This window comes from Kitasatospora sp. NPDC023385, from assembly GCF_055664045.1.
Genome location: NZ_JBVOOL010000029.1, coordinates 43,914 through 67,132 on the forward strand (window position 1 = coordinate 43,914; position 23,219 = coordinate 67,132).

Sequence of the window (23,219 nt, forward strand, 5' to 3'; positions counted from 1 at the left end):
GCTTGCCGGCCGTCAGGGAGCGGTCACCACGTGAGCAGTTACGAGCTGAGCGAAGACACCGGCCGGTCCGTCCGGCGCCGCACGTCGGCCGGCCGCGCCGTCCCCCGCCGGCGGGGCAACACCACCATCTCGCCTCAGGAGGCGCCCAACCGGCGCAACACCGAGCTGGCCCTGCTGCTCTTCGCGGTGCTGCTGCCGGTCCTGGCGTACGCCAACGTCGGCCTCGCGATGGACTCCAAGCTGCCCGCCGGCATGCTCGGCTACGGGCTCGGCATGGGCGCCCTGGCGCTGGTCGCGCACCTGCTGGTGCGCCGCTTCGCGCCGTACGCGGACCCGCTGATGCTGCCGATCGCCACCCTGCTGAACGGGCTCGGGGTGGTGATGATCTGGCGGCTGGACAAGGCGGGCAAGCTGCTCAGCGGCAACTTCCCGGCGGCCCAGAACCAGCTGATGTGGTCGGGCCTCGGCATCGCGGGCTTCATCGCGGTGATGGTCCTCCTGAAGGACCACCGGGTGCTCCAGCGCTACACCTACATCTCGATGGTGCTGGCCCTGGTCCTGCTCGCCGCGCCGGCCTTCTTCCCGGCCCGGGCGGAGGACTTCGGCGCCAAGATCTGGATCCGGGTGGGCAGCTTCTCGATCCAGCCCGGCGAGTTCGCCAAGATCATCTTGACGGTGTTCTTCGCCGGCTACCTGATGGTCAAGCGGGACGCCCTGGCGCTGGCCAGCCGCCGCTTCATGGGCCTGTACCTGCCGCGCGGCCGCGACCTCGGCCCGATCGTGGTGATCTGGCTGCTGAGCCTGCTGATCCTGATCTTCGAGAACGACCTCGGCACCTCCTTCCTCTTCTTCGGCCTGTTCGTGGTGATGCTCTACGTCGCCACCGAGCGGACCAGCTGGATCCTGTTCGGCCTGCTGATGTCCGTCGGCGGCGCGGTCGTGGTCGCCTCGACCGCCAACCACGTGAAGGTCCGCATCAACGCCTGGCTCGACCCGATGGCCGCCTTCGCCCCGAAGCCGCCGCCCGGTGCCACCGAGCAGATCGGCCAGTCGCTGATGGCCCTCGGCTCCGGCGGCGTCACCGGCTCCGGCCTCGGCCAGGGCCGCTCCTGGCTGATCAACTTCGCCGCCAAGAGCGACTTCATCCTCGGCTCCTTCGGCGAGGAGCTCGGGCTGACCGGCCTGATGGCGATCTTCCTGCTGTACGGGCTGCTGATCCAGCGCGGCCTGCGCACCGCGATCGCCGCCCGCGACCCCTTCGGCAAGCTGTTCGCCGTCGGCCTCGCCTCGGCGATGGCGCTGCAGGTGTTCGTCGTGGCCGGTGGTGTGACCGGGCTGATCCCGCTGACCGGTATGACCATGCCGTTCCTCGCGCAGGGCGGTTCGTCCGTGGTCGCCAACTGGGCGCTGGTCGCGATCCTGCTGAAGATCAGCGACAGCGCCCGCCGCCCCGGCGTCGAGCCGACCCCCGCCACCGAGGGCCCGGGAGGACCCGCCCGATGAACAAGCCGATCCGCCGGGTCTCGATCTTCTGCCTCGTGCTGATACTCGCCCTGATGGTGCGAACCAACTGGGTGCAGGGTGTCCAGGCCGACTCCTGGGCGACCGACAAGAACAACAAGCGCCAGCTGTACGACCGGTACGCCCATCCGCGCGGCAACATCATCGCGAGCGGCCAGCCGGTCACGAAGTCCGACTTCGTCAACGGCCTGCGCTTCAAGTACCAGCGCTCCTGGATCGACGGCCCGATGTGGGCGCCGGTCACCGGCTACGCCACCCAGTTCCAGAGCGTCGGCCTGGAGGCGCTGGAGGACGGCGTCCTCTCCGGCAGCGACGACCGGCTGTTCTTCCGCAACACCCTGGACATGCTGACCGGCGAGCCGAAGCGCGGCGGCGACGTCCTCACCACGATCAACGCCAAGGTCCAGAAGGCCGCCTGGGACGCCATGGGCAACAAGAAGGGCGCCGCGGTCGCGATCGACCCGAAGACCGGCGCCATCCTCGCCATGGTCTCCACACCGTCCTTCGACCCGGGCAGCTTCTCCGGCTTCGACGGCGCCTCGACCAAGGCCTGGAACGACCTCAACGCCGACCCGAACAAGCCGCTGCTCAACCGGGCGCTCAAGGAGACGTACCCCCCCGGCTCGACCTTCAAGCTGGTCACCGCGACCGCCGCGTTCGAGAACGGCATGTTCCCGGGGGGCATCGACGACGCCACGACCACGCCCGAGCCCTACATCCTGCCCGGCACCACCACGCAGCTGAGGAACGAGAGCCCCGACGAGCGCTGCGAGAACGCCACCGTCAAGTCCGGGATGGACCAGTCCTGCAACACGGTCTTCGCCAAGATCGGCGCCGACCTGGGCAAGGAGAAGATGCGGGCGCAGGCCGAGAAGTTCGGCTTCAACAGCACGGTCGACATCCCGGTCCGCTCCGAGAAGAGCGTCTTCCCCGACAGCCCCAGCCTGGACGGCACCGCCCAGGACTCCATCGGCCAGCACGACACCCGCGCCACCCCGCTGCAGATGGCCATGGTCTCCGCCGCGATCTGCAACAACGGCAGCCTGATGCAGCCCTACCTGGTCGACCAGGAGCGCTCTGCCTCGCTGACCACCATCTCCAAGCACACCGAGAAGCAGTTCTCCCAGGCCATGAGCCCCTCCACCGCGCAGAAGATGCAGGACCTGATGGTCTCGGTGGTCGAGAACGGCACCGGCAAGAACGCCAAGATCCCCGGCCTGCAGGTCGGCGGCAAGACCGGCACCGCGCAACACGGCGAGGACAACGCCGGGCTGCCCTTCGCCTGGTTCACCTCCTGGGCCAAGGGCGCGGACGGCCAGTCGGTCGCGGTCGCGGTGGTGGTCGAGGACGGCTCCCAGAACCGCGACGGCATCAGCGGCGGCCGGCTCGCGGCCCCGATCGCCAAGGCGGTGATGCAGGCCGCACTCGGCAAGTAGCGAGCCGGGTGCGCAGTGAGGGGAACGTCACGATCGACACCCCCGTCCGGATACCGGTCTGATATCGGCCGACGGCTGACTCCGGCCGGATCCGGTGCGACCGGTAGCGTATCCGCCAGCAGCGGGTGTGCCCGTTGCCGCCCGCGAGGCACCGAACGGCCCGGCCGGAGAACCGGCGGCGGACCGCGCGGCGTCACCCAGAGCGTGCGGGGACACCTACGTCACAACCTCACCGGCGGGTGAGGGAGAGGGTCGGAACTATGGAAGAGCCTCGTCGCCTAGGCGGCAGGTACGAGCTCGGCGGCGTCCTCGGACGCGGCGGCATGGCAGAGGTGTACCTCGGCCATGACACCCGGCTCGGCCGTTCCGTCGCAGTGAAGACGCTCCGGGCCGACATGGCCCGGGATCCGTCGTTCCAGGCCCGCTTCCGCCGCGAGGCGCAGTCGGCGGCGTCCCTGAACCACCCCGCGATCGTCGCCGTGTACGACACCGGCGAGGACTACATCGACGGCATCTCCATCCCGTACATCGTGATGGAGTACGTCGAGGGGTCCACGCTGCGCGAACTGCTGCACTCCGGCCGCCGGCTGCTGCCCGAGCGCGCGCTGGAGATGACCATCGGCATCCTCCAGGCCCTGGAGTACTCGCACCGGGCCGGCATCGTGCACCGCGACATCAAGCCGGCCAACGTGATGCTGACCCGGCAGGGCAACGTCAAGGTGATGGACTTCGGCATCGCCCGCGCGATGGGTGACGCCGGGATGACCATGACGCAGACCTCGGCCGTCATCGGCACCGCCCAGTACCTCTCCCCCGAGCAGGCCAAGGGCGAGCAGGTCGACGCCCGGTCCGACCTGTACTCCACCGGCTGCCTGCTCTACGAGCTGCTGACCGTCCGCCCGCCGTTCGTCGGCGACTCGCCGGTCGCGGTGGCTTACCAGCACGTCCGGGAGGAGCCGCAGCCGCCGTCGGTCTTCGACCCCGAGGTGCGCCCCGAGATCGACGCGATCGTGCTGAAGGCGCTCGCCAAGGACCGGGACTACCGCTACCAGAGCGCCGACGAGATGCGCGACGACATCGAGCGCTTCCTCGACGGCCTGCCGGTGGCCGCCGCCCAGCAGGCCGCGTACGGCATGGGCGCGGCCGGCTACGGCTACGACCAGAACGGCTACCCGCAGCAGCACGACCCGTACGGCCAGACCAACGTGCTGCCGCAGCAGCCCGGCGGCGGCCCGACCACCGTCCTGCCACAGGCCTCCGGACAGCCCGGCTACGGCCAGCAGGGCGGCTACCAGGACGACGGCTACGGCCAGACCTACGCCGGCGCCCCGGGCGGCGGCAACGACGGCTACGACGACGGCCACGGCCGCGGCGGCCGGCGCGGCGAGGACCAGCCGAAGAAGAGCAACACCTCCTGGATCGTGCTGGCGGTCGCCGCCGTGCTGGTCCTGGTCGGCACCTTCTTCGTGGCCCAGGCGATGTTCAGCGACAAGGGCAAGAAGGACGCCGCGAAGGTCACCGTGCCGAACCTGGTCGGCAAGAGCGTGGCCGACGCCAAGACCGCCGCCGCCGCGGCCGGGCCCAAGCTCGTGGTGACCGAGGGCGAGAAGGTCGCCTGCCCGGACGCCGCCGTCAAGAAGGACCAGGTCTGCACCCAGAACCCGACGTCCGGCAGCCAGGTCGCCGAGACCGCCACCATCACGGTGCAGGTCTCCTCCGGCCCGGCCAAGGCCCAGGTCCCGAACGTGGTCGGCAAGCCCAAGGACCAGGCGCTGGCGGCCCTGGCGGCGGCGGGCTTCACCAACGTCGGCACCCCTGAGTACAAGGACGACGACACCGCTCCGCAGGACACCGTCACCGCCCAGGACCCGCCGGCCAACGGGCCCGCGGACCCGACCGCCCCGATCAAGCTGACGGTCTCCCAGGGCAAGACGAAGGTGACCGTCCCGAACGTGGTCGGCTCCCAGAAGGAGGCCGCGGAGGCCACGCTGACGGGCCTCGGCCTCCAGGTCGACTCCTCGAAGACCACGGCGACCAACGACCCGACCAAGATCAACACCGTCGCCTCCCAGTCGGTCCAGCCCAACACCAAGGCCGCGCCCAACACGAAGGTCGCGCTGACGATCTACAAGGCACCGGACAAGGCCCAGGTCCCGCCGCTGCAGAACGTCAAGCTGTCGGACGCCATCTCCCAGCTCTCGAAGGCCGGCCTGGGCTACACCGTGGTCGGCCCGCAGGACCCGAACGCGATCGTCCAGATGAGCAACCCGGGCGCCGGCACCATGCTGGACCCGAACACCCAGGTCCAGCTGTTCACGAAGGCAGCCGAGCCGCCCAAAGGGGGCGACCCCACCACCCCACCCGCCAAAGGGGACCACTAGGCCCCCGGTCTTCCCCTGGTTCAACTGAACCGGTGAACCAGGAGCCGGAAGGGCGGTAGTACCGGAGGACGACGCCCGAGGGCCCGCCGCAGCGAATGCGGCGGGCCCTCGGGCGTTCCGTCCCGTCCGAAGCCGTGCCGGCCCCGTCCCCCGGCCTCAGGAGTGGCGCAGCTCCGGCGGCGGGGTGCGCTTGGCGTCCACGTCGTCCACCCGCACCAGGCTCCCCCAGACCGCCATCCGGTACCGCGAGGTGTAGACCGGCGTGCAGGTGGTCAGGGTGATGTAGCGGCCGGGGCCGGTGTACCCGGAGCGCGCCGGGACGGGCGCCACGATGCCGGTGTCGAACTTGGTCGTCTCCGGCAGGGTGCTGTCGACCCGGTAGACGTACCACTTGTCCTTGGTCTCGACGACGACCGCGTCGCCCCTGTGCACGGCGTCCAGGTCGTGGAACTTGGCGCCGTGGCCGTCCCGGTGGGCGGCCAGTGCGAAGTTGCCCGCCTGGTCCCAGGGCATCGCGGCCTGGTACGGCTGCTCGTAGACCCCGGCCACGCCCTCGTCCAGGACCTCGGTGGAGGTGCCCATCCGGATCAGCACCTGGTAGTCGCCGCCCATCGCCGGGACGTGCAGGAAGCCGACGTCGTCCCCGACCGCGAACCGCTTCGGCGCGGGCGGGGCGCCGGGGACGGGGGTGCCGCCGGGCCCGGTCGAGGGGGTGGCGGTCGGCCCGGCGGTCCAGGCGCCGCGCAGCCGGTCGGCGGCCGCCGAGGCCGAGCGGTCGGCCTGCACGTTGGTCCACCACAGCGAGTAGGCCACGAACAGGCCGAGCACCAGTCCCATGGTGATCAGCAGTTCGCCGAGGACGCCGAGCGCGGCCAGCGCCCGGCTCCGTCGACGGCCCCCGGCGGGCTGACCGGGCGGCGGGAGGGCCTCCTGCCCCGGCTCGGCCGGCTGCGCGGTCTCGTCGTCCTGCATCTGCGGTGCTCCCCCTCCGGGCCCGGCGGCCGGGCGGCTACCCGCCCGTGATCGCGGCCGGCTTGCCTTGGCTGCGCGGCCGTTCCTCGATCATCTTCCCAAAGACGATGAGGCGGAACTTGGAGGTGAACTCCGGGGTGCAGGTCGTCAGCGTGATGTAGCGGCCGGGGCCGGCGTACCCGGCGCCGTTCGGCACCGGCTTGATCACGCTCACGTTGGTGGGGGAGGTCTCCGGGATGCCCCCGGTGATCTCGTAGGTGTAGTACCCGGCGGCGGTCTCCACCACGACCTTGTCGCCCTTGGAGAGCTGGTTGATGTACCGGAACGGCTCGCCGTGGGTGTTGCGGTGCGCGGCCAGCGCGAAGTTGCCCGCCTTGTCGCCGGGCATGCCGGTGCCGGGGTAGTGGCCGACCAGCCCCTTGTCGAGCACCGCCGGCTTGGAAGTGCCTTCGGCGATGGGGAACTTCAGCCCCAGCTTGGGCAGGTAGATGATGGCGAAGCCCTTGCCCGGCTCGAACACCTCGGGCTTGTTCGGGTCCGGGGCCGGCTGTCCCGGCTGCCCCGGCTGGGCGGGCGGCGGGGCCGCGTCGAACTGCTGCTCCAGCCGGTTGCGAGCCCCGTCGGCGGCCGCGTCGGCCTGCACGTTGGTCCACCAGAGCTGGTACGCGACGAAGAGCAGCATCACCAGGCCGAGCGTTATGCACATCTCGCCGACGAGCCGCGCGGCCACCACGACCGCCGACTCCTTGGGCCGCACCCGCCCGGCCCCCCGGCTGCCCGCCCGCCGCCGGCCGCTGCCCGAACGGATCGCGGTGCGGCCCTGCGCGGCCCGGCGGCGCTCGGCCCGGCCGCCGGTGGGCGTGACCGGCTCGGCGGTCTGTGCGCCGATGCCGGGCAGCCGCAACTGGAGGGTCTGGTCGGGCAGCCAGGGGTACTTGGGGCCGCCCACGAGGGGCGCCTCGGCCTGCTCGTAGACGCCCCAGGCGTCCTCGGGCGCGGTCTGGACGGGGTGTTCCTGGCGGTGCGACGCGCCCTCGCGGCCGCCGTGGCTCCCGTCGTCATACTGCGAGCCGTCATACGGCGACCCGCCGTACTCCGGGCCTCCGTACTCCGGGCTTCCGTACTGCGACCCGCCGTACTGGGCCGCCTCCGGCTGGTAACGCCCCTCCGGACGCAGCGCGGTCACGCCGCTCAGCCCCGGCCGATCACCGGGGCGAGCCCGGCCGACCTGTCCACGGCCTGCGGGTAGCCGCACTCCGCGAGCCAGTTGGCGAGCATCCGGTGACCGCCCTCGGTGAGCACCGACTCGGGGTGGAACTGCACTCCCTCGACGGGCAGTTCACGGTGCCTCAGGCCCATGACGATCCCGCTGCCGGTCCACGCGGTGACCACCAACTCCTCCGGCACGGTGGACGGTTCGACCGCGAGCGAGTGGTAGCGGGTCGCGGTCAGCGGCGAGGGAAGGCCCTCGAACACCCCGCCGTCCTCGTGCTCGACGGGCGAGGTCTTGCCGTGCAGCAGCTCCGGCGCCCGGCCGACCACCGCGCCGTACGCGGCCGCGATCGACTGCAGGCCCAGGCAGACGCCGAAGACCGGCAGCCCGATCCGCGCGCAGTGGTGCACCATCTCGATGCAGACCCCGGCCTCCTCCGGCGCTCCCGGCCCGGGGGATAGCAGCACTCCGTCGAAGCCCTCGGCCCCGGCGCGGCGCACGGCGTGCTCGACGGTCACCTCGTCGTTGCGCACCACCTCGCAGGTGGCGCCGAGCTGGTACAGGTACTGGACCAGGTTGAAGACGAAGCTGTCGTAGTTGTCCACCACCAGGATGCGGGGCGGGGTCGACTGGGTGGTCATGCGCGCGTGGTCTCCGTGGGGTGCGGTGCCGGGTGGCGGTGCTGGGTGGAAGTGCCGGGCCCGCCGGTTCAGCCGGCCGCGGCGCCGTCGCCGCCGTCCACTGTGACGTCACCGAAGGGGAGCAACGGTTCCGCCCACGGGAAGACGTAGGTGAAGAGCAGGTAGACGATCCCCAGGACGAGGAGCACCGAGATGACGGCCTTCACCAGGATGTTCCCCGGGAGGTGACGCCAGATGAACCCGTACATGGTGCTCCCTCGACGCAGCGGACTGGGGTCAAGAGTAGACCCGCCTTCCACGCCCGCGAGGCCGGTCCGCTACTGCTGCCCGCCCGCCGACCGCAGCTCGGTGGTGCCGGAGTACCCGGGCAGGGTCAGGTCCCCGCTCTCCTGGACCTTCCAGCCCAGTCCGTACGCCTGGACGTACTGCAGGTAGTTCCGGATCGTGGGGTCCGCCTCGACGGCCGAGCGCAGCCCGTCCGTCTTCCCGACCGCCTTGACCACGTACGGCGGGGAGTAGACCCGCCCCTGGAGCAGCAGGGTGTTACCGACGCAGCGGACGGCGCTGGTGGAGATCAGCCGCTGGTCCATCACCTGCACGCCCTCGGCGCCGCCCCGCCACAGCGCGTTGACCACGGCCTGGATGTCCTGCTGGTGGATGACCAGGTCGTTGACGCCGGGCTCGGGGACGCCCGGGATGCGCGCGGTGGCGTTCGGCGGGGCGTCGTTGAGGGTGACGGTCAGGCCGCCGCCCTGCAGCGGCTCGAGAGCGGCGCCGAGCCGCAGGCCGTCCAGTCGTGCCGCGTCGGCGGGGCTGCGGCCCTGCTGCTCGGTGAGGTCCTGGGCGCGGGCCTGGAGGTCGGCGAGCTGGGACTGCGCCTGCTGGTTCTGGGCGCTGCGCTGGCGGATCACGTCGCCGAGGCTCAGCAGCGAGTTGTCGGTCCGCAGGTCGGTGCCGCGGGCGGTCTGCGCGCTGATGTAGAAGAGCAGGCCGGCGAGCGCGAACACGGCGCAGGTCAGGACACGTCCGACAATTCGGATACCCGAAGGGCGGGTACGGGCCGGCTCAGGGGGAATCGACAAATTAGTCACCGTACCCTTATCTCCTCAAGGCCCGCCGAGCCACTACGCTAACGGACGCCGGTGGCGTGTGCGGAGCGGTCCCCAGGGCGTTCTCCACAGCAGGCTGCCGTCCGACTCACCCGCTGCACCGCTGCGCGGTCTCACAGCGCATCGACAGGAGATCCCCTCGTGCCGAAGTCTCGACTCCGCAAGAAGTCCGACTACACCCCGCCGACCACGGCCCCGGTGAAGATCAGCTCGGGCCGCGGCTGGGTCGCGCCGCTGATGCTGGCACTGTTCCTGATCGGCCTGGTGTGGATCGTCACGTACTACGTGACCAGCGCGACCTACCCCATCGAGAGCTGGCGGAACTGGAACATCCTGGTGGGCTTCGGCTTCATCGCCGCGGGGTTCGGCGTCTCCACCCAGTGGAAGTGACGACCCGCTCGTCCTGAGGCCCCGCCGGGCCGGTTGCCGCCGCTTCGGATCGCACGTCCCGGGGCGGCGGTCAGGCATGCCTACGCGGGGATCCGGTCGGCTATCCCCACCATCCGACTGTCAGGCTTATCCACATGGTTATCCACACTGGGGAAAAGTCTCCCCGGCCTGTGGATAACCATCGCCACCGAAACCGTCCGCTGCCGGGCGCGACTTCCCGCAAGCGGGAAATCCGTACAGCAGGACACGCGTAGAACAACAGTCCACAAGTGGGGCGGCGCACAGCCTGTGCACAACCCCGCACCCGCTGTGGACAAATGCCCGAGGCGTCACGCCCCGTAGAGGGCCATCCCGACCAACAGCATCGCCGCCTCCAGGGCCAGCGCCCCGGCCACCGCCAGGCCCTGGACCAGGCCGCGCCGCTCGCGCGGGGCGTACACCAGGCCCGCCGTGGTCAGCGCGCCCAGCGCCAGGCCGCCGAGGTGCGCCCGCCAGTCGATCCCCGGGCGCGAGAAGGTGACGATCAGGTTGAAGACCAGGAACGCCATCGCCGGCCCGAGCGGCCCCTTGTTCCGCAGCTGCACCACGATCGTGGAGCCGATCAGCCCGAAGATCGCCCCCGAGGCTCCCACCGAGTCCATCAGGTTGCCGGCCACCAGGAAGGCGAACGTGCTGCCGCCGAGGCCGGAGACCAGGTAGAGGGCCAGGAAGCGCAGCCGGCCGAGCGCCTCCTCCAGCGGCGGGCCGAGCCAGAACAGGACCAGCATGTTCAGCCCGACGTGCCACCACTGCAGGTGCAGGAAGACGGCGGTCAGCAGCCGGTACCACTGGTCCGGCCCGTCGGCGATGCCGGCCGGGCCGCCGAGGATGTCCCGCCCGGCGCTGAACAGCGACCAGGTGTGGCCCAGCCGCGGCGCGAGCACGTAGGCGGCCAGCAGCCAGACCGCCACGTTGATCCCGATGAGCACCCTGGTGACCAGGCCGCCGTCGGCGTTCAGGGCCCCGCCGAACCGGGTGGTCGCCTCCCGCCGCCCGGCGTGGCCGTTGCCGACGCACTCGGGGCACTGGAAGCCCACCGAGGCGGTCACCATGCACTGCGGGCAGATCGGCCGCTCGCACCGGGCGCAGGAGATCCCGGTGGGCGCCTGCGGGTGCCGGTAGCAGCCGGGCGGCCCGGCCTCCGGGGACCGTCCGGCCGGCGACCGCGGCTCGTCCGGGAGCATCAGCGGTGTCCCCTTCCCGTACGCGTCCTCCGAAACCGCCAGCCTACTGCCGCACCCCCCTCCGACGGCCGCGCTCCCCCACATCCCCTCCGCCCCCGTCCCCACACGCCCCGCCCCTCACCGGGGCCCCGCGTACGGCCCACCCGGCGTGCCAATGGACAAATAAGGATGCATGATCAGCATTCAGGTGGATATGTGCATATAGGACGCCACCCAGGAGGAGAGACTCGTGAGCTTTTCGGACTCAGCCCGTGAGACGGCCACCAGGACCCGGGACACCGCCACGCACATCGCGGACGGTGCCCTGCAGCGCCTCGGGCCCGCCCTGGACGCCCTCGGGCCGAAAACCGCCCAGGCCGCCCACAATCTCCGCGTCCAGTACGACAAACACCTCGCCCCACAGTTCGGCCAGGCCTTCGCCAGCCTGCCCCCCGAAGCCCAGCAGAACGCACTGAGGGCCCTCCACCGGGCCCAGGAGGCCGCCCTGGCGGCCCGTCTCTCCGCCGCCCGCGCCGCCGACCAGGCCCGGACCACGGTCGGCCCCAGGGTCGCCCAGGCCGTCGAGGGCACCCGCGCCGCCGTCACCCCGGTCGCCCAGGAGGCCCAAGCCCGCGGCGCCGCCGCACTGACCGCCCTGCAGGGCAACGTCAGTTCGGCCGAGATCAGCGAGCTCGCGGCCCGGAACGCCAGGAGGAAGCGGTGCAACGGCTGGGCCACCGGTCTCGCCGTGGCCGGCCTGCTGGCCATCGGCAGCGGCATCGTGGCCTGGCAGCGGTGGCGCCGGCACAGCAACCCGGAGTGGCTGGTCGAGCCCCCGGCCGCACCGGAGTCCCACCCGGTGGGCGCCCACGCCGCCACCGCCCCGGTGAACGGCTCCGGCCCCGAGGGCGAGGTCGTAGAACCCGCTCCCGAAGGCACCGAGGACGACCGGCCGGACCCCCACTGACGTGCCGGCACGGTGCTGACCGGGCCCGCGAACGACAAAGGGCGGCTGACCTTCTACAGGTCAGCCGCCCTTTCGGCGCTGTGGAGCATAGGAGATTCGAACTCCTGACATCTGCCTTGCAAAGGCAGCGCTCTACCAACTGAGCTAATGCCCCTCGAAGGCACCGCGCGTGCCGACGGGCACTAGCGTACCGGGTTCCGGCGCCGTCTCGGCGCCGTCCCCCCGGGCAGTGCCATTCCCGGGGGAACCGGCCGGGACCGGTCGGTCGACCGGTCCCGGCCGGCCCTGGGAGGCGCGGGTCGGCGCCTCCGAAGACCGTCGATCGTCAGATCGTCCGGGGCTCAGCGACCGGCCGGGACCGGGTCGGTGGCCTCGGTCCACAGGTCCTGCTCGGCGCGGTCCGCCTGGACCTGACGGTAGACAAAGAAGCCGCCGAGGGCGACCAGGGCGACCAGGAGAAGCTTCTTCACCGCGGGACCTCGTCCTTCTTGCGTTGGTGGACTCAAGAGCCGGAACCGGCCGGGCTGACCGGGCCGACGAGTCCGATTGTGTTTCGAGCGCGAACGGGCGGCCGGGTGCCAGACTGCCCTTGCGGCCGATGATACACACCGGTATCCCAATCGTGACCAGCCACCGGTGCGGCCAACCCGGCGGTGCGGTCCGAGGATTGACGGCGCACCTCCTGGCGGGCGGTCCGCCCGTGTACTGCCTGCCCGGCAAACCCCGGTCAGGCCCGCGCTTCCGGCCGTCCGGCGACCGTGTCCGATCCGCCACGCTCCCCTCCCCGGAGATCCGGCGCAGGGGTACGCCGAAGGGCCCGGAGTGGATCACTCCGGGCCCTTCGGGGAGGTGGGCCTAACAGGACTTGAACCTGTGGCCTCTTCCTTATCAGGGAAGCGCTCTAACCGTCTGAGCTATAGGCCCTCGCCGAACAGAGAGCGTACCGGAATCCGCCCGATCCGCGAAAACGTCGAAGGCCCCGGAGTGGATCACTCCGGGGCCTTCGCGGTGGTGGGCCTAACAGGACTTGAACCTGTGGCCTCTTCCTTATCAGGGAAGCGCTCTAACCGTCTGAGCTATAGGCCCTCGCCGCACTGAAAGATTAGCGGACCGACGGCCGATCTCCCAAATCCGGTCGGACCGGGGCGGCGGCACCGAACCCGTCGACCGGCTGCGGCGTGCCGGCGGCCGGGCGCAGCAGCCAGTCCTGGCGGGTCGGCGGGAGGCCGGCCGCGCCGTCCTCGGTGCTGCGGACCGCGAGGACCTGGTTGATCCCGATCCGGTTCTGCTCGAAGGCCAGCGCGGAGGCGGCCATGTACAGCCGCCAGACCCGGGCTCGGCCGCGGCCGACCAGCCGGACCGCCTCCGTCCAGTGCGCCTCCAGGTTGGCCACCCACTCGCGCAGGGTCAGCCCGTAGTGCTCGCGCAGCGCCTCGACGTCCCGGACCTCGAAGCCGGCCTCCTCCAGCCGGGCCACGGTGGAACCGACGGGGGACAGCTCGCCGTCGGGGAAGACGTAGCGGTCGATGAAGGGGCTGGTGCGGTGCGGCTCGCCGGGGTGGTCGGGGCGGCGGGCGATCTGGTGGTTGAGGAGCCGGCCGCCGGGCGTCAGCAGCCGGTACAGGCCCTCGGCGTAGACCCGGTACTGCTCGGAGCCGACGTGCTCGGCCATGCCGACGCTGGAGATCGCGTCGAACGGCCCGTCGGTGATCTCCCGGTAGTCCTGGAGCCGGATCTCGACCCGGTCGGCCAGACCGGCCTCCTCGATCCGCGCGCGGGCCATCGCGACCTGCTCCCGGGAGATGGAGACGCCGACCGCGGTGACGCCGTAGTGCTTCGCCGCGTGCAGCAGGAGCGATCCCCAGCCGCTGCCGACGTCCAGCAGCCGCATTCCGGGCCGCAGGCCGAGCTTGCGGCAGATCAGGTCGAGCTTGGCTTCCTGGGCGGCCTCCAGGCTCTTCGCCTCCGGCGTCCAGTAGGCGCACGAGTAGACCATCGAGGGGCCCAGCACGAGGCCGTAGAAGTCGTTCCCGACGTCGTAGTGGTGGCTGATGGCCGCGCGGTCCCGGCTGCGGCTGTGCGGCCGCCCACCGGCCTTGCGGACTTCTTCCCGGGGCGGTGCCGGCTCGGGGCCGATCGCCCCGGCCCGCAGGGCGGCCGCGAGGACCCGGCGGCCCTTGGCGCCGAGGACGGCGCCCGGTCCGAGGTCCAGGGTGCGGATCTCCGGCCGCTCGGCGAACCGGCCGACGACCGAGAGCACCTCGTAGAGGTCGGTGCCGGGGGCGATCTCCAAGTCCCCCGCGACGTAGGCTCGGGCCAGGCCCAGCTCGCCCGGCTGCCAGAGCAGGCGGCGCAGCGCCCGGCGGTTGCGCAGGACGATCGTGGGCGCCCCCGGCGGCCCGGCGGCGCTGCCGTCCCAGACCTGTACCCGCAGCGGTACCGGCACCCCCAACAGCCCGTCCAGGGCCTCGACCAGTTGTCCTGCGAGCTTCGCCACCGCGCGCCTCCGTCCAGTCGTCCTTGCGGAACTCAGCTGACCCGGTCGAGCGGACCGGGGGCGGCCTGCGGCACTCCCAGGCGCGGGACGGGCGCCACCCAGCTAATCCCACCGCGGCCGACCCGCTTCCGGGCGGCACGCCGCGGGGTGCCGGCTGTCACCCGAAATGCCGACGGGCCCCACCGGCTGCAACAGCCGGTGGGGCCCGTCCATTCCGTCCGTGGACGGCGAACTGATCGGGGGTCAGGATCCCGTCGGGATCAGTCCTCCTCGGCCAGGGTCAGCTCGACGCCGCCCGTGAAGCCGGCCGCCGCGTTGTAGATGAACGCGGACAGGGTGGACAGCGCGGTCAGCAGGACGACGTCGACCACCGCGATCAGCGCGGTGAAGGTCATCACCTTGCCGAAGCCGACGTAGTCCATCAGGTTGAGGCCGCCAGTGCTGTCGGAGCCCGTGACGTCCTTGAGGGTCTTGCTCAGCGAGTCGAAGACCCCGAGCGAGTCCAGCGTCATCCACAGCACGGCCGAGGCCACGATGAGGATGATGCCGACGGCCAGCGACAGCAGGAAGCTGACCTTCATCACGGACCACGGGTCGACCTTGGTCACCCGCAGCCTGGCCTTGCGGGTCCGGCCGAGGCCGACACCGCCGGCCGCGGGCCCGGCCGCGGCGGGGCGGCGCGCCGCCCCGGGCACGGGGGTGCCGCCGGGCGGGGTGTTGCCGGACGTCCGGGTACCCCGGGCCGGCGTCGGCTGCCCCTTGGCGTACGTGGTCGGCGGCGAGAAGCCGCCCGGGGCGGACGCCGGGCTGTTCGGCGGCGGCGGGGGCGTCTGGCCGCCGTAGGTCGCGCCGCTCTGGCCCGCGCCGCCGGCCGGCGGCATCAGCGAGGTGGACGCGGCCGAGTGCTCGGTCGGCGGCTGCGGGACGCCGTACGAACCCCCACCCTGCGCGCCCGGACGGCCGCCGGAGGTCCCTCCCGCAGCACCCGTGGCTCCACTCACCTGGTCCTCCCGCACTTCCCACCAGGGCGGCGGCGCCGCCCTGCTTCGTCACTCGTCATCCAGCGCCCGGCGGGATTGCCCGGAACTGGTCGGCGTCCGGTGTCACCGCGCCCACTGGGTGGACGCGGTGACACCGGCCCGCGGTTCGCTTCAGGCCTCGACGTCTCCGTCGACCGCCGTCACCGTTCCCTCGGCCGTTTCGGTGGACTCGGTACCCGCGACCTCGTCCTCCGCGATCTCCTCGTCCTCGGCTTCCGCGTTGCGGGCCATGCCCACGACCGCGTCGCGCTTACCGAGGTTGATCAGTTGGACGCCCATCGTGTCACGTCCGGTTTCACGAACCTCGGAAACCCTCGTGCGGATCACCCCACCCGAGAGGGTGATCGCCATGATCTCGTCGGTTTCGTCGACCACGAGCGCGCCGACCAGCGACCCACGGCCCTCGACGATCTTCGCCGCCTTGGTGCCGTAGCCGCCGCGTCCCTGGACACGGTACTCGTCCACACCGGTGCGCTTGGCGTAACCGCCGTCCGTGGCGGTGAAGACGTACGTTCCGGGGCGGACGACGTTCATCGACAGCATCTCGTCGTCCTCGCGGAACGCCATGCCCTTGACGCCGGAGGTGGCGCGGCCGGTGGGCCGCAGGGCGTCGTCGGTCGCGGTGAAGCGGATCGACTGGGCCTTCCTGGAGACCAGCAGCAGGTCGTCCTCGGCGGAGACCAGCTCGGCGCCGATCAGCTCGTCGTCCCGGCCCTCGTCGTCCTGGCGCAGGTTGATCGCGATCAGGCCGCCGGAGCGCGGGGAGTCGTAGTCCTTGAGCGCGGACTTCTTCACCAGGCCGGCCCGGGTGGCGAGGACCAGGTACGGCTTGTCCTCGTAGGTGCGGACGGCCATCACCTGGGCGATGTGCTCGTCCGGCTGGAAGGCCAGCAGGTTGGCCACGTGCTGGCCGCGGGCGTCACGGCCGGCGTCCGGCAGCTCGTAGCCCTTGGCCCGGTACACCCGGCCCTTGTTGGTGAAGAACAGGATCCAGTTGTGGGTCGTCGTCACGAAGAAGTGGTCGACGATGTCGTCCTGCTTCAGCTGGGCACCGCGCACGCCCTTGCCGCCGCGCTTCTGCGAGCGGTACAGGTCGGAGCGGGTCCGCTTGACGTAGCCGCCACGGGTGATGGTGACGACGATGTCCTCCTCGGCGATGAGGTCCTCGATGGAGAGGTCGCCGTCGGAGGGGATGAGGGTGGAACGCCGCTCGTCGCCGTACTTGTCGACGATCGCGGTGAGCTCCTCGGAGATGATCTCCCGCTGGCGGGCCGGCGAGGCCAGGATCGCGTTGTACTCGTCGATCTTGCGCTGCAGCTCGTCGTGCTCGTCCATGATCCGCTGGCGCTCCAGGGCGGCCAGGCGGCGCAGCTGCATCTCCAGGATGGCGTTGGCCTGGAGCTCGTCGATGTCGAGCAGGCCCATCAGGCCGCTGCGGGCGGCGTCGGCGCTCGCCGAGGCCCGGATCAGCGCGATGACCTCGTCGATCATGTCCAGGGCGCGCAGCAGCGCCCGCAGGATGTGGGCGCGCTCCTCGGCCTTGCGCAGGCGGAAGGTGGTGCGCCGGACGATGACCTCGACCTGGTGGTTGACCCAGTGCCGGATGAAGGCGTCCAGCGAGAGCGTGCGCGGCACGCCGTCGACCAGGGCCAGCATGTTGGCGCCGAAGTTGGTCTGCAGCTCGGTGTGCTTGTACAGGTTGTTCAGCACGACCTTGGCGACCGCGTCGCGCTTGAGCACGACCACCAGGCGGGTGCCGGTGCGGGACGAGGACTCGTCGCGGACGTCCGCGATGCCGGCGATCTTGCCGTCCTTGACCAGGTCGGCGATCTTCAGCGCGAGGTTGTCCGGGTTGACCTGGTACGGCAGCTCGGTGATCACCAGGCACTGGCGGCCCTGGATCTCCTCGACCTCGACCACGGCGCGCATGGTGACCGAGCCGCGGCCGGTGCGGTAGTAGTCGTCGATGCCGCGGCGGCCGACGATCAGCGCGCCGGTGGGGAAGTCGGGGCCCTTGATCCGCTCGATCAGGGCGTCCAGCAGTTCCTCGTTGGAGGCCTCGGGGTTCTCCAGGTACCAGAGCGCGCCGGAGGAGACCTCGCGGAGGTTGTGCGGCGGGATGTTGGTGGCCATGCCGACCGCGATGCCGGTGGCACCGTTGACCAGCAGGTTGGGGATGCGGGCCGGCAGGACGGTCGGCTCCTGCGAGCGGCCGTCGTAGTTGGCGGCGAAGTCGACGGTCTCCTCGTCGATGTCGCGCATCATCTCCATGGCCAGCGGCATCAGCTTGCACTCGGTGTAGCGCATCGCCGCCGCCGGGTCGTTGCCCGGCGAGCCGAAGTTGCCGTTGCCGTCCACCAGCGGCATCCGCAGCGACCACGGCTGGGCCAGTCGCACCACGGTGTCGTAGATCGAGGTGTCACCGTGCGGGTGGTAGTTGCCCATCACGTCGCCGACGACGCGGGCGCACTTGTAGTAGCCCTTCTCGGGCCGGTAGCCCCCGTCGTACATCGCGTAGAGCACGCGGCGGTGCACCGGCTTGAGGCCGTCGCGGACCTCGGGCAGCGCACGGCTGACGATCACGCTCATCGCGTAGTCGAGGTACGAGCGCTGCATCTCGGTCTCGAGCTCGACCGGCTCGATCCGCATGGTGATCTGGGTGGGGGCCGCGGTGGCCTCCGGGGTCTCGGGCTGTTCGCCTTCGGGACGGTTGTCGTCGACCACTGGTGGTCAGTTTCCTTTCACGCGGACTGGTACGTGCGGGGCCTGGGGTGCAGGCGTCACACGTCCAGGAAGCGGACGTCCTTGGCGTTGCGCTGGATGAAGGAGCGGCGGGCCTCGACGTCCTCGCCCATCAGCACGGAGAACAGCTCGTCGGCGCGGGCGGCGTCCTCCAGGGTGACCTGGAGCAGCAGCCGGTGCTCGGCGTCCATGGTGGTGACCCGGAGCTCCTCGGCGTTCATCTCGCCCAGACCCTTGAAGCGCTGGATCGCGTCGTCCTTGGGCAGCCGGCGCCCGGCCTCCGCCCCGGAGGCGATCAGCGCGTCGCGCTCGCGGTCGGAGTAGGCGTACTCGAAGTCGTCCTTGCCCCACTTGATCTTGTACAGCGGCGGCATGGCGAGGTAGACGTACCCGGACTCGACCAGCGGCCGCATGAAGCGGAACAGCAGGGTGAGCAGCAGGGTGCGGATGTGCTGACCGTCGACGTCGGCGTCCGCCATCAGGACGATCTTGTGATAGCGGAGCTTGGTCTCGTCGTAGTCCTCCTGGATGCCGCAGCCGAAGGCCGAGATCAGCGCCTGGACCTCGGTGTTCTGCAGCACCTTGTCGATCCGGGCCTTCTCGACGTTCAGGATCTTGCCGCGGATCGGCAGGATGGCCTGGGTGCGCGGGTCGCGGCCCTGCTTGGCCGAGCCGCCGGCGGAGTCACCCTCGACGATGAAGATCTCGCACTCGGCCGGGTCCTTGGACTGGCAGTCGGAGAGCTTGCCCGGCAGCGAGGCGGACTCCAGCAGGCCCTTGCGGCGCGTCAGGTCGCGGGCCTTGCGGGCGGCGACGCGCGCGGTGGCGGCCTGGATGGACTTGCGGATGATGTCCGAGGCCTCGGTGGGGTTGCGGTCCAACCAGTCGTTGAGGTGCTCGTGGACGACCTTCTGGACGAAGGTCTTGGCCTCGGTGTTGCCGAGCTTGTCCTTGGTCTGGCCCTCGAACTGGGGCTCGCCGAGCTTGACCGAGATGATCGCGGTCAGGCCCTCGCGGATGTCCTCGCCGGAGAGGTTGTCGTCCTTCTCGCGGAGCAGCTTCTTGTCCCGCGCGTAGCGGTTGACCAGGCCGGTCAGCGCTGCGCGGAAGCCCTCCTCGTGGGTGCCGCCGCCGTGGGTGTGGATGGTGTTGGCGAAGCTGTAGACCCCCTCGGTGTAGGAGGAGTTCCACTGCATCGCGATCTCCACCGAGATCGCCTTGTCCTTGTCCTCCGCCTCGAAGTCGATCACCGAGGGGTGGACGACGTCGCCCTTGCGGGAGTTGAGGTGGGCGACGAAGTCGGCGATGCCGCCGTCGTACTTGTACGTGACGGTGAGCGGATTGCCCTCCTCGTCCACGTGCTCGGGGCGCTCGTCGGTCAGCGAGATCGACAGGCCCTTGTTGAGGAAGGCCATCTCCTGGAAGCGCCGGGAGAGCGACTCGAAGGAGTAGACGGTGGTCTCGAAGATGTCCGGGTCCGCCCAGAAGGTGACCGTGGTGCCGGTGCGCTCGGTCGGCGCGCCCTTGGCCAGGGGGGCGGTCGGGGCGCCCAGCTTGTAGTCCTGGGTCCAGGTGCTGCCGTCCTTGTGGATCTCCACCGACAGCCTGGTGGACAGTGCGTTCACCACGGAGACGCCGACACCGTGCAGACCGCCGGAGACGGCGTAGCCGCCACCGCCGAACTTGCCGCCGGCGTGCAGGACGGTGAGCACGACCTCGACGGCGGGCTTGTCCTGGCCGGGGACGATGTCCACCGGGATGCCTCGGCCGTTGTCGACGACGCGGATCGCGCCGTCGGCCATGATCGTGACGTCGATGGTGTCCGCGTACCCGGCCATCGCCTCGTCGACGGAGTTGTCCACGACCTCCTGCACCAGGTGGTGCAGGCCACGCTCGCCGGTGGACCCGATGTACATGCCGGGGCGCTTGCGGACGGCGTCGAGGCCTTCCAGCACCTGGATGTTGCTACCGGTGTAGGAAAGCTGGTCGGACTGCTGGTCTGGGGTCTGGCTGGGGTTGCCGGAATCGGCCACGAAGCGCCCTCTCTGGCACAGCACGGGCCGCATTCCCGCCCCGTGCGGGCGGGCGTGCGACCACGGCGTTACGACTCGGTTGCCACTAGCAACAGTGTTTGGCTCTCAGTCTACCGGTACGACTGACATAGATGGGCGTTTGGCAGCCCTTGAAGGCAGATACGCCGCCCTGAATCCCCTCTGCACATGTCCCGATACTCGACTGGGGGCCCCAGGGCGCCTGGGGCGGCTGTCAGGGGTTCCGGAAGATCGCCATCCGATCCGGACCGGGCCGGCACCGGTCACCCCCAGGTGTCGCCCGGCCCCTTGCTCCCCGGCGCCCGCAGCCGGCCGTAGCCGCGCGGGGGCGCCGCCGGGCCCAGCACCTTGATGGTCTTGACCGTGCCGTGGCCCAGCTCGTGGTTCAGACGCGCCACCAACTGCCGTGCCAACCAGCGCAGTTGGGTGGCCCAGGCGGTGGAGTCGCACTGCACGGTGAGCACCGCGGCGGCCTCGTCGTAGGAGGAGGGGTGGCAGTGCGCGGCGATGTCCGGGCCGACGATCTGCGGCCACCGGCCCATCACTCCGCCGACGGCGGCCGAGGACTCCCAGCCGCGCTCGGTCAGCAGCCGGTTCAGCGCCGTGCCCAGCGGGACCGGGTCGCGGCCGTCCGAGCGGGCGCCGCTGCGCAGGCCGTACCGCTTCGCCTCGCGCTTCTCCCGGACCTGCTCGCCGCGCTGGCGGGCCTGGGCGCGGGCCGCCCTCAGCGCGGAGCGGGCGAGGTCGGCGCCGGTCGGCGCGGGGGCGCCGGGCCCGGGGAGGGGGTGCTCAGCGTCCGCCGGCTCGCTCACGGCGATCTCCTTTCCCCAGCCTGTGGACGACGGGCGCGACCGCGCGACCGCCGAGCCGTCCAGCGTACGGGAGCGCCCGGCGGCGACGGGCGGGGGCGGCGGCCGCGGGGCGGGTACGCGCTCAGGCGTCGACCCGGCGCACGGCGCCGTCCGCGACCGTGAACCGGGCACCGGCCAGCGCCTTCGGCACGTCCTCGGCGACCGCCGCGGTCACCAGCACCTGCTCGCCGTCGGCCACCAGCTCGGCCAGCCGGTCCCGGCGGGCGGCATCCAGCTCCGCGAACACGTCGTCCAGGATCAGCACCGGCTCACCGCCGTCGGCGCGCAGCAGTTCGTACGAGGCCAGCCGCAGGGCGAGCGCGAACGACCAGGACTCGCCGTGGCTGGCGTAGCCCTTGGCCGGCAGCGGACCGAGCTTGAGCACCAGCTCGTCCCGGTGCGGGCCGACGAGGGTGATCCCGCGCTCGACCTCCTGCTTGCGGATCGCCTGCAGCGCCGCCAGCAGCTGCTCCTCGGCCTGCTCACGGCTCGTCGGCAGCTCACCCTCGAAGGAGCTGCGGTACTCCAGGGCGGTCTCGCCGCCACCGGGAGCCAGCTGCCCGTACGCGGCCGTCACCAAGGGCTGCAGGGCGGCCACCAGTTGGATCCGGAAGGCCGTCAACTCGGCCCCGGCACGGGCCAGATGGCCGTCCCAGACCTCCAGCGTGGAGAGGTCGGCGCCCTTGCCGCCACCGGCCCGGCGGGCCATCGCGGCCGTCTTCAGCAGGGCGTTGCGCTGCTTGAGCACCCGCTCGTAGTCCTGCCGCACGCCGGCCAGCCGGGGCGCGCGGGCGGTCAGCAGCTCGTCCAGGAAGCGCCGGCGCTCGCCGGGGTCGCCCTTGACCAGGCTGAGGTCCTCGGGGGCGAACAGCACGGTGCGCAGCAGTCCCAGCACGTCACGGGGACGGACGTTGTCGGAGCGGTTGATCCGGGCCCGGTTCGCCTTGCCCGCGGTGAGCTCCAGCTCGATCAGCGTGGAGCGGCCGCGGTCCACCACCGAGGTGCGGACCACCGCCCGCTCGGCGCCCAGCCTGATCAGCGGGGCGTCGGTGGCGACCCGGTGGCTGCCCAGGGTGGCGACGTAGCCGATCGCCTCGACCAGGTTGGTCTTGCCCTGGCCGTTGGGCCCGACGAAGGCCGTCACGCCCGGGTCGAGGGGAACCTCGGCCCGGGCGTACGACCGGAAGTCGGCGAGCGACAGGTGCGCGACGTGCATGGCTGTGGACTGCGCCCGCCTTCTGGGGAGGAACCGTCGGTTACTTGGACTCGACCGCGTGGCCGCCGAACTGGTTGCGCAGCGCGGCGATCATCTTCATCTGCGGCGAGTCGTCCTGGCGGGAGGCGAAGCGGGCGAACAGCGAGGCGGTGATCGCCGGCAGCGGCACGGCGTGGTCGATCGCGGCCTCGACGGTCCAGCGGCCCTCGCCGGAGTCGGCGGCCCAGCCGCGCAGCTTGGCCAGGTGCTCGTCCTCGTCCAGGGCGCGGACGGCCAGGTCCAGCAGCCAGGAGCGGATGACGGTGCCCTCCTGCCAGCTGCGGAAGACCTCGCGCACGTCGGTGACCTCGGGGGCCGCCTCCAGCAGCTCCCAGCCCTCGGCGAAGGCCTGCATCATCGCGTACTCGATGCCGTTGTGGACCATCTTGGCGAAGTGGCCGGCGCCCACCGCGCCCGCGTGCACCGCGCCGAAGTCGCCCTCGGGCTTGAGCGAGTCGAAGACCGGCTGGACGAGGGCGACGTGCTCGGCGTCGCCGCCGTACATCAGGGCGTAGCCGTTCTCCAGGCCCCAGACCCCGCCGGAGACGCCGCAGTCGACGAAGCCGATGCCCTTGGCGGCCAGCGCCTCGGCGTGCTTGACGTCGTCGGTCCAGCGGGAGTTGCCGCCGTCGACCACCACGTCGCCGGGGGAGAGCAGCTCGGCGAGCTCGTCGACGGTCGCCTGGGTCGCGGCGCCGGCCGGGACCATCACCCAGACCACGCGCGGGCCCTGCAGCTTGGTGACGAGCTCCTGCAGGCTCTCGACGTCGGAGATGTCCGGATTGCGGTCGTAGCCGATGACGGTGTGGCCGGCGCGGCGGATCCGCTCGCGCATGTTGCCGCCCATCTTGCCGAGACCGATGAGGCCGAGCTCCATGACCAAGTCCTTACCTGTGGTGACGTGCCTGCCGGCGGCGCCGTTGCCGCACGCCTTGAGCCTACGCGCTGGAG

The 23,219-nt window shown here is 71.3% G+C and carries 19 protein-coding genes and 3 tRNA genes; 5 read left to right on the top strand and 17 right to left on the bottom strand.

Annotated elements, in window-relative coordinates:
• Positions 1-126 precede the first annotated feature (126 nt).
• From AC0B61_RS31120 to pknB, 3 genes are all read left to right on the top strand, one after another.
• On the top strand, positions 127-1,503 hold the full coding sequence (locus AC0B61_RS31120) for an FtsW/RodA/SpoVE family cell cycle protein (protein WP_471744920.1): 1,377 nt from the start codon (positions 127-129) through the stop codon (positions 1,501-1,503).
• A complete protein-coding gene (locus AC0B61_RS31125; protein ID WP_471744879.1) occupies positions 1,500-2,957 on the top strand; it encodes a peptidoglycan D,D-transpeptidase FtsI family protein in 1,458 nt (485 codons plus the stop codon). Before AC0B61_RS31120 ends, AC0B61_RS31125 begins: the two co-directional genes overlap by 4 nt.
• 260 nt (positions 2,958-3,217) lie before the next feature.
• On the top strand, positions 3,218-5,338 hold the full coding sequence (gene pknB / locus AC0B61_RS31130) for a Stk1 family PASTA domain-containing Ser/Thr kinase (protein WP_471744881.1): 2,121 nt from the start codon (positions 3,218-3,220) through the stop codon (positions 5,336-5,338).
• A 156-nt stretch (positions 5,339-5,494) separates the two neighbouring features.
• On the opposite strand, the gene AC0B61_RS31135 is transcribed toward pknB, so the two are convergent.
• The 5 genes from AC0B61_RS31135 to AC0B61_RS31155 all read right to left on the bottom strand — a co-directional run bounded on the left by AC0B61_RS31135 (position 5,495) and on the right by AC0B61_RS31155 (position 9,240).
• Positions 5,495-6,310: a class E sortase gene (locus AC0B61_RS31135; RefSeq protein WP_471744883.1), complete on the bottom strand. Its 816-nt coding sequence runs from the start codon at positions 6,308-6,310 to the stop codon at positions 5,495-5,497.
• Between the two features lie 37 nt (positions 6,311-6,347).
• Positions 6,348-7,496, bottom strand: coding sequence for a class E sortase (locus AC0B61_RS31140; RefSeq protein ID WP_471744884.1), 1,149 nt, complete (start codon positions 7,494-7,496; stop codon positions 6,348-6,350).
• A gap of 5 nt (positions 7,497-7,501) precedes the next feature.
• The gene (locus AC0B61_RS31145) at positions 7,502-8,164 is read right to left on the bottom strand and encodes an aminodeoxychorismate/anthranilate synthase component II (RefSeq protein ID WP_471744886.1); all 663 of its coding nucleotides are present in this window, start codon (positions 8,162-8,164) and stop codon (positions 7,502-7,504) included.
• Between the two features lie 68 nt (positions 8,165-8,232).
• Positions 8,233-8,412 (bottom strand): hypothetical protein, encoded by a 180-nt coding sequence (locus AC0B61_RS31150; RefSeq protein WP_471744888.1) that lies wholly within the window; start codon positions 8,410-8,412, stop codon positions 8,233-8,235.
• 69 nt (positions 8,413-8,481) lie between these two features.
• On the bottom strand, positions 8,482-9,240 hold the full coding sequence (locus AC0B61_RS31155; RefSeq protein WP_471744922.1) for a DUF881 domain-containing protein: 759 nt from the start codon (positions 9,238-9,240) through the stop codon (positions 8,482-8,484).
• Between the two features lie 174 nt (positions 9,241-9,414).
• On the opposite strand from AC0B61_RS31155, the gene crgA reads away from it, so the two are divergent.
• Complete coding sequence (gene crgA, locus AC0B61_RS31160; protein WP_471744890.1) at positions 9,415-9,663, top strand: cell division protein CrgA; 249 nt, start codon at positions 9,415-9,417, stop codon at positions 9,661-9,663.
• A 329-nt stretch (positions 9,664-9,992) separates the two neighbouring features.
• Here crgA and AC0B61_RS31165 read toward each other — a convergent pair whose 3' ends face one another.
• A complete protein-coding gene (locus AC0B61_RS31165) occupies positions 9,993-10,886 on the bottom strand; it encodes a rhomboid family intramembrane serine protease (RefSeq protein WP_471744891.1) in 894 nt (297 codons plus the stop codon).
• 229 nt (positions 10,887-11,115) lie between these two features.
• Between AC0B61_RS31165 and AC0B61_RS31170 the strand changes: the two genes are divergently transcribed.
• On the top strand, positions 11,116-11,832 hold the full coding sequence (locus tag AC0B61_RS31170) for a DUF5324 family protein (protein ID WP_471744893.1): 717 nt from the start codon (positions 11,116-11,118) through the stop codon (positions 11,830-11,832).
• An 81-nt stretch (positions 11,833-11,913) separates the two neighbouring features.
• Here the strand turns inward: AC0B61_RS31170 and AC0B61_RS31175 are convergent.
• The 11 genes from AC0B61_RS31175 to gnd all read right to left on the bottom strand — a co-directional run bounded on the left by AC0B61_RS31175 (position 11,914) and on the right by gnd (position 23,145).
• Positions 11,914-11,986, bottom strand: a tRNA-Ala gene (locus AC0B61_RS31175).
• Between the two features lie 187 nt (positions 11,987-12,173).
• A complete protein-coding gene (locus AC0B61_RS31180) occupies positions 12,174-12,302 on the bottom strand; it encodes a DLW-39 family protein (protein WP_014137031.1) in 129 nt (42 codons plus the stop codon).
• Positions 12,303-12,682: 380 nt separating this feature from the next.
• Positions 12,683-12,756: transfer RNA gene (locus AC0B61_RS31185), tRNA-Ile, on the bottom strand.
• An 85-nt stretch (positions 12,757-12,841) separates the two neighbouring features.
• Positions 12,842-12,918 (bottom strand) — tRNA-Ile (locus AC0B61_RS31190).
• Between the two features lie 16 nt (positions 12,919-12,934).
• On the bottom strand, positions 12,935-14,329 hold the full coding sequence (locus AC0B61_RS31195) for a class I SAM-dependent methyltransferase (RefSeq protein ID WP_471744895.1): 1,395 nt from the start codon (positions 14,327-14,329) through the stop codon (positions 12,935-12,937).
• Between the two features lie 260 nt (positions 14,330-14,589).
• Positions 14,590-15,330: a DUF3566 domain-containing protein gene (locus tag AC0B61_RS31200; RefSeq protein WP_471744897.1), complete on the bottom strand. Its 741-nt coding sequence runs from the start codon at positions 15,328-15,330 to the stop codon at positions 14,590-14,592.
• A gap of 150 nt (positions 15,331-15,480) precedes the next feature.
• Positions 15,481-18,093: a DNA gyrase subunit A gene (gene gyrA / locus AC0B61_RS31205; protein WP_471744899.1), complete on the bottom strand. Its 2,613-nt coding sequence runs from the start codon at positions 18,091-18,093 to the stop codon at positions 15,481-15,483.
• Positions 18,094-18,149: 56 nt separating this feature from the next.
• Entirely contained in the window at positions 18,150-20,168 is a 2,019-nt protein-coding gene (gene gyrB, locus AC0B61_RS31210; RefSeq protein WP_471744901.1) for a DNA topoisomerase (ATP-hydrolyzing) subunit B, read from the bottom strand.
• Between the two features lie 257 nt (positions 20,169-20,425).
• Positions 20,426-20,974 (bottom strand): DciA family protein, encoded by a 549-nt coding sequence (locus tag AC0B61_RS31215; protein WP_471744903.1) that lies wholly within the window; start codon positions 20,972-20,974, stop codon positions 20,426-20,428.
• 121 nt (positions 20,975-21,095) lie between these two features.
• Positions 21,096-22,229 carry a DNA replication/repair protein RecF gene (gene recF, locus AC0B61_RS31220; RefSeq protein ID WP_471744905.1) on the bottom strand — a complete coding sequence of 378 codons (1,134 nt, stop codon included), beginning with the start codon at positions 22,227-22,229 and terminating at the stop codon, positions 21,096-21,098.
• 40 nt (positions 22,230-22,269) lie between these two features.
• Positions 22,270-23,145: a phosphogluconate dehydrogenase (NAD(+)-dependent, decarboxylating) gene (gnd, locus tag AC0B61_RS31225; protein ID WP_471744907.1), complete on the bottom strand. Its 876-nt coding sequence runs from the start codon at positions 23,143-23,145 to the stop codon at positions 22,270-22,272.
• Positions 23,146-23,219 lie beyond the last annotated feature (74 nt).

Bases quoted from the DNA above. Each gene is read 5' to 3' on its own strand.
- AC0B61_RS31165 (WP_471744891.1), bottom strand. From the start codon at position 10,886: ATGCTCCCGGACGAGCCGCGGTCGCCGGCCGGACGGTCCCCGGAGGCC.
- recF (WP_471744905.1), bottom strand. From the start codon at position 22,229: ATGCACGTCGCGCACCTGTCGCTCGCCGACTTCCGGTCGTACGCCCGG.
- AC0B61_RS31135 (WP_471744883.1), bottom strand. From the start codon at position 6,310: ATGCAGGACGACGAGACCGCGCAGCCGGCCGAGCCGGGGCAGGAGGCC.
- gnd (WP_471744907.1), bottom strand. From the start codon at position 23,145: ATGGAGCTCGGCCTCATCGGTCTCGGCAAGATGGGCGGCAACATGCGC.
- AC0B61_RS31150 (WP_471744888.1), bottom strand. From the start codon at position 8,412: ATGTACGGGTTCATCTGGCGTCACCTCCCGGGGAACATCCTGGTGAAG.
- AC0B61_RS31125 (WP_471744879.1), top strand. From the start codon at position 1,500: ATGAACAAGCCGATCCGCCGGGTCTCGATCTTCTGCCTCGTGCTGATA.
- pknB (WP_471744881.1), top strand. From the start codon at position 3,218: ATGGAAGAGCCTCGTCGCCTAGGCGGCAGGTACGAGCTCGGCGGCGTC.
- AC0B61_RS31145 (WP_471744886.1), bottom strand. From the start codon at position 8,164: ATGACCACCCAGTCGACCCCGCCCCGCATCCTGGTGGTGGACAACTAC.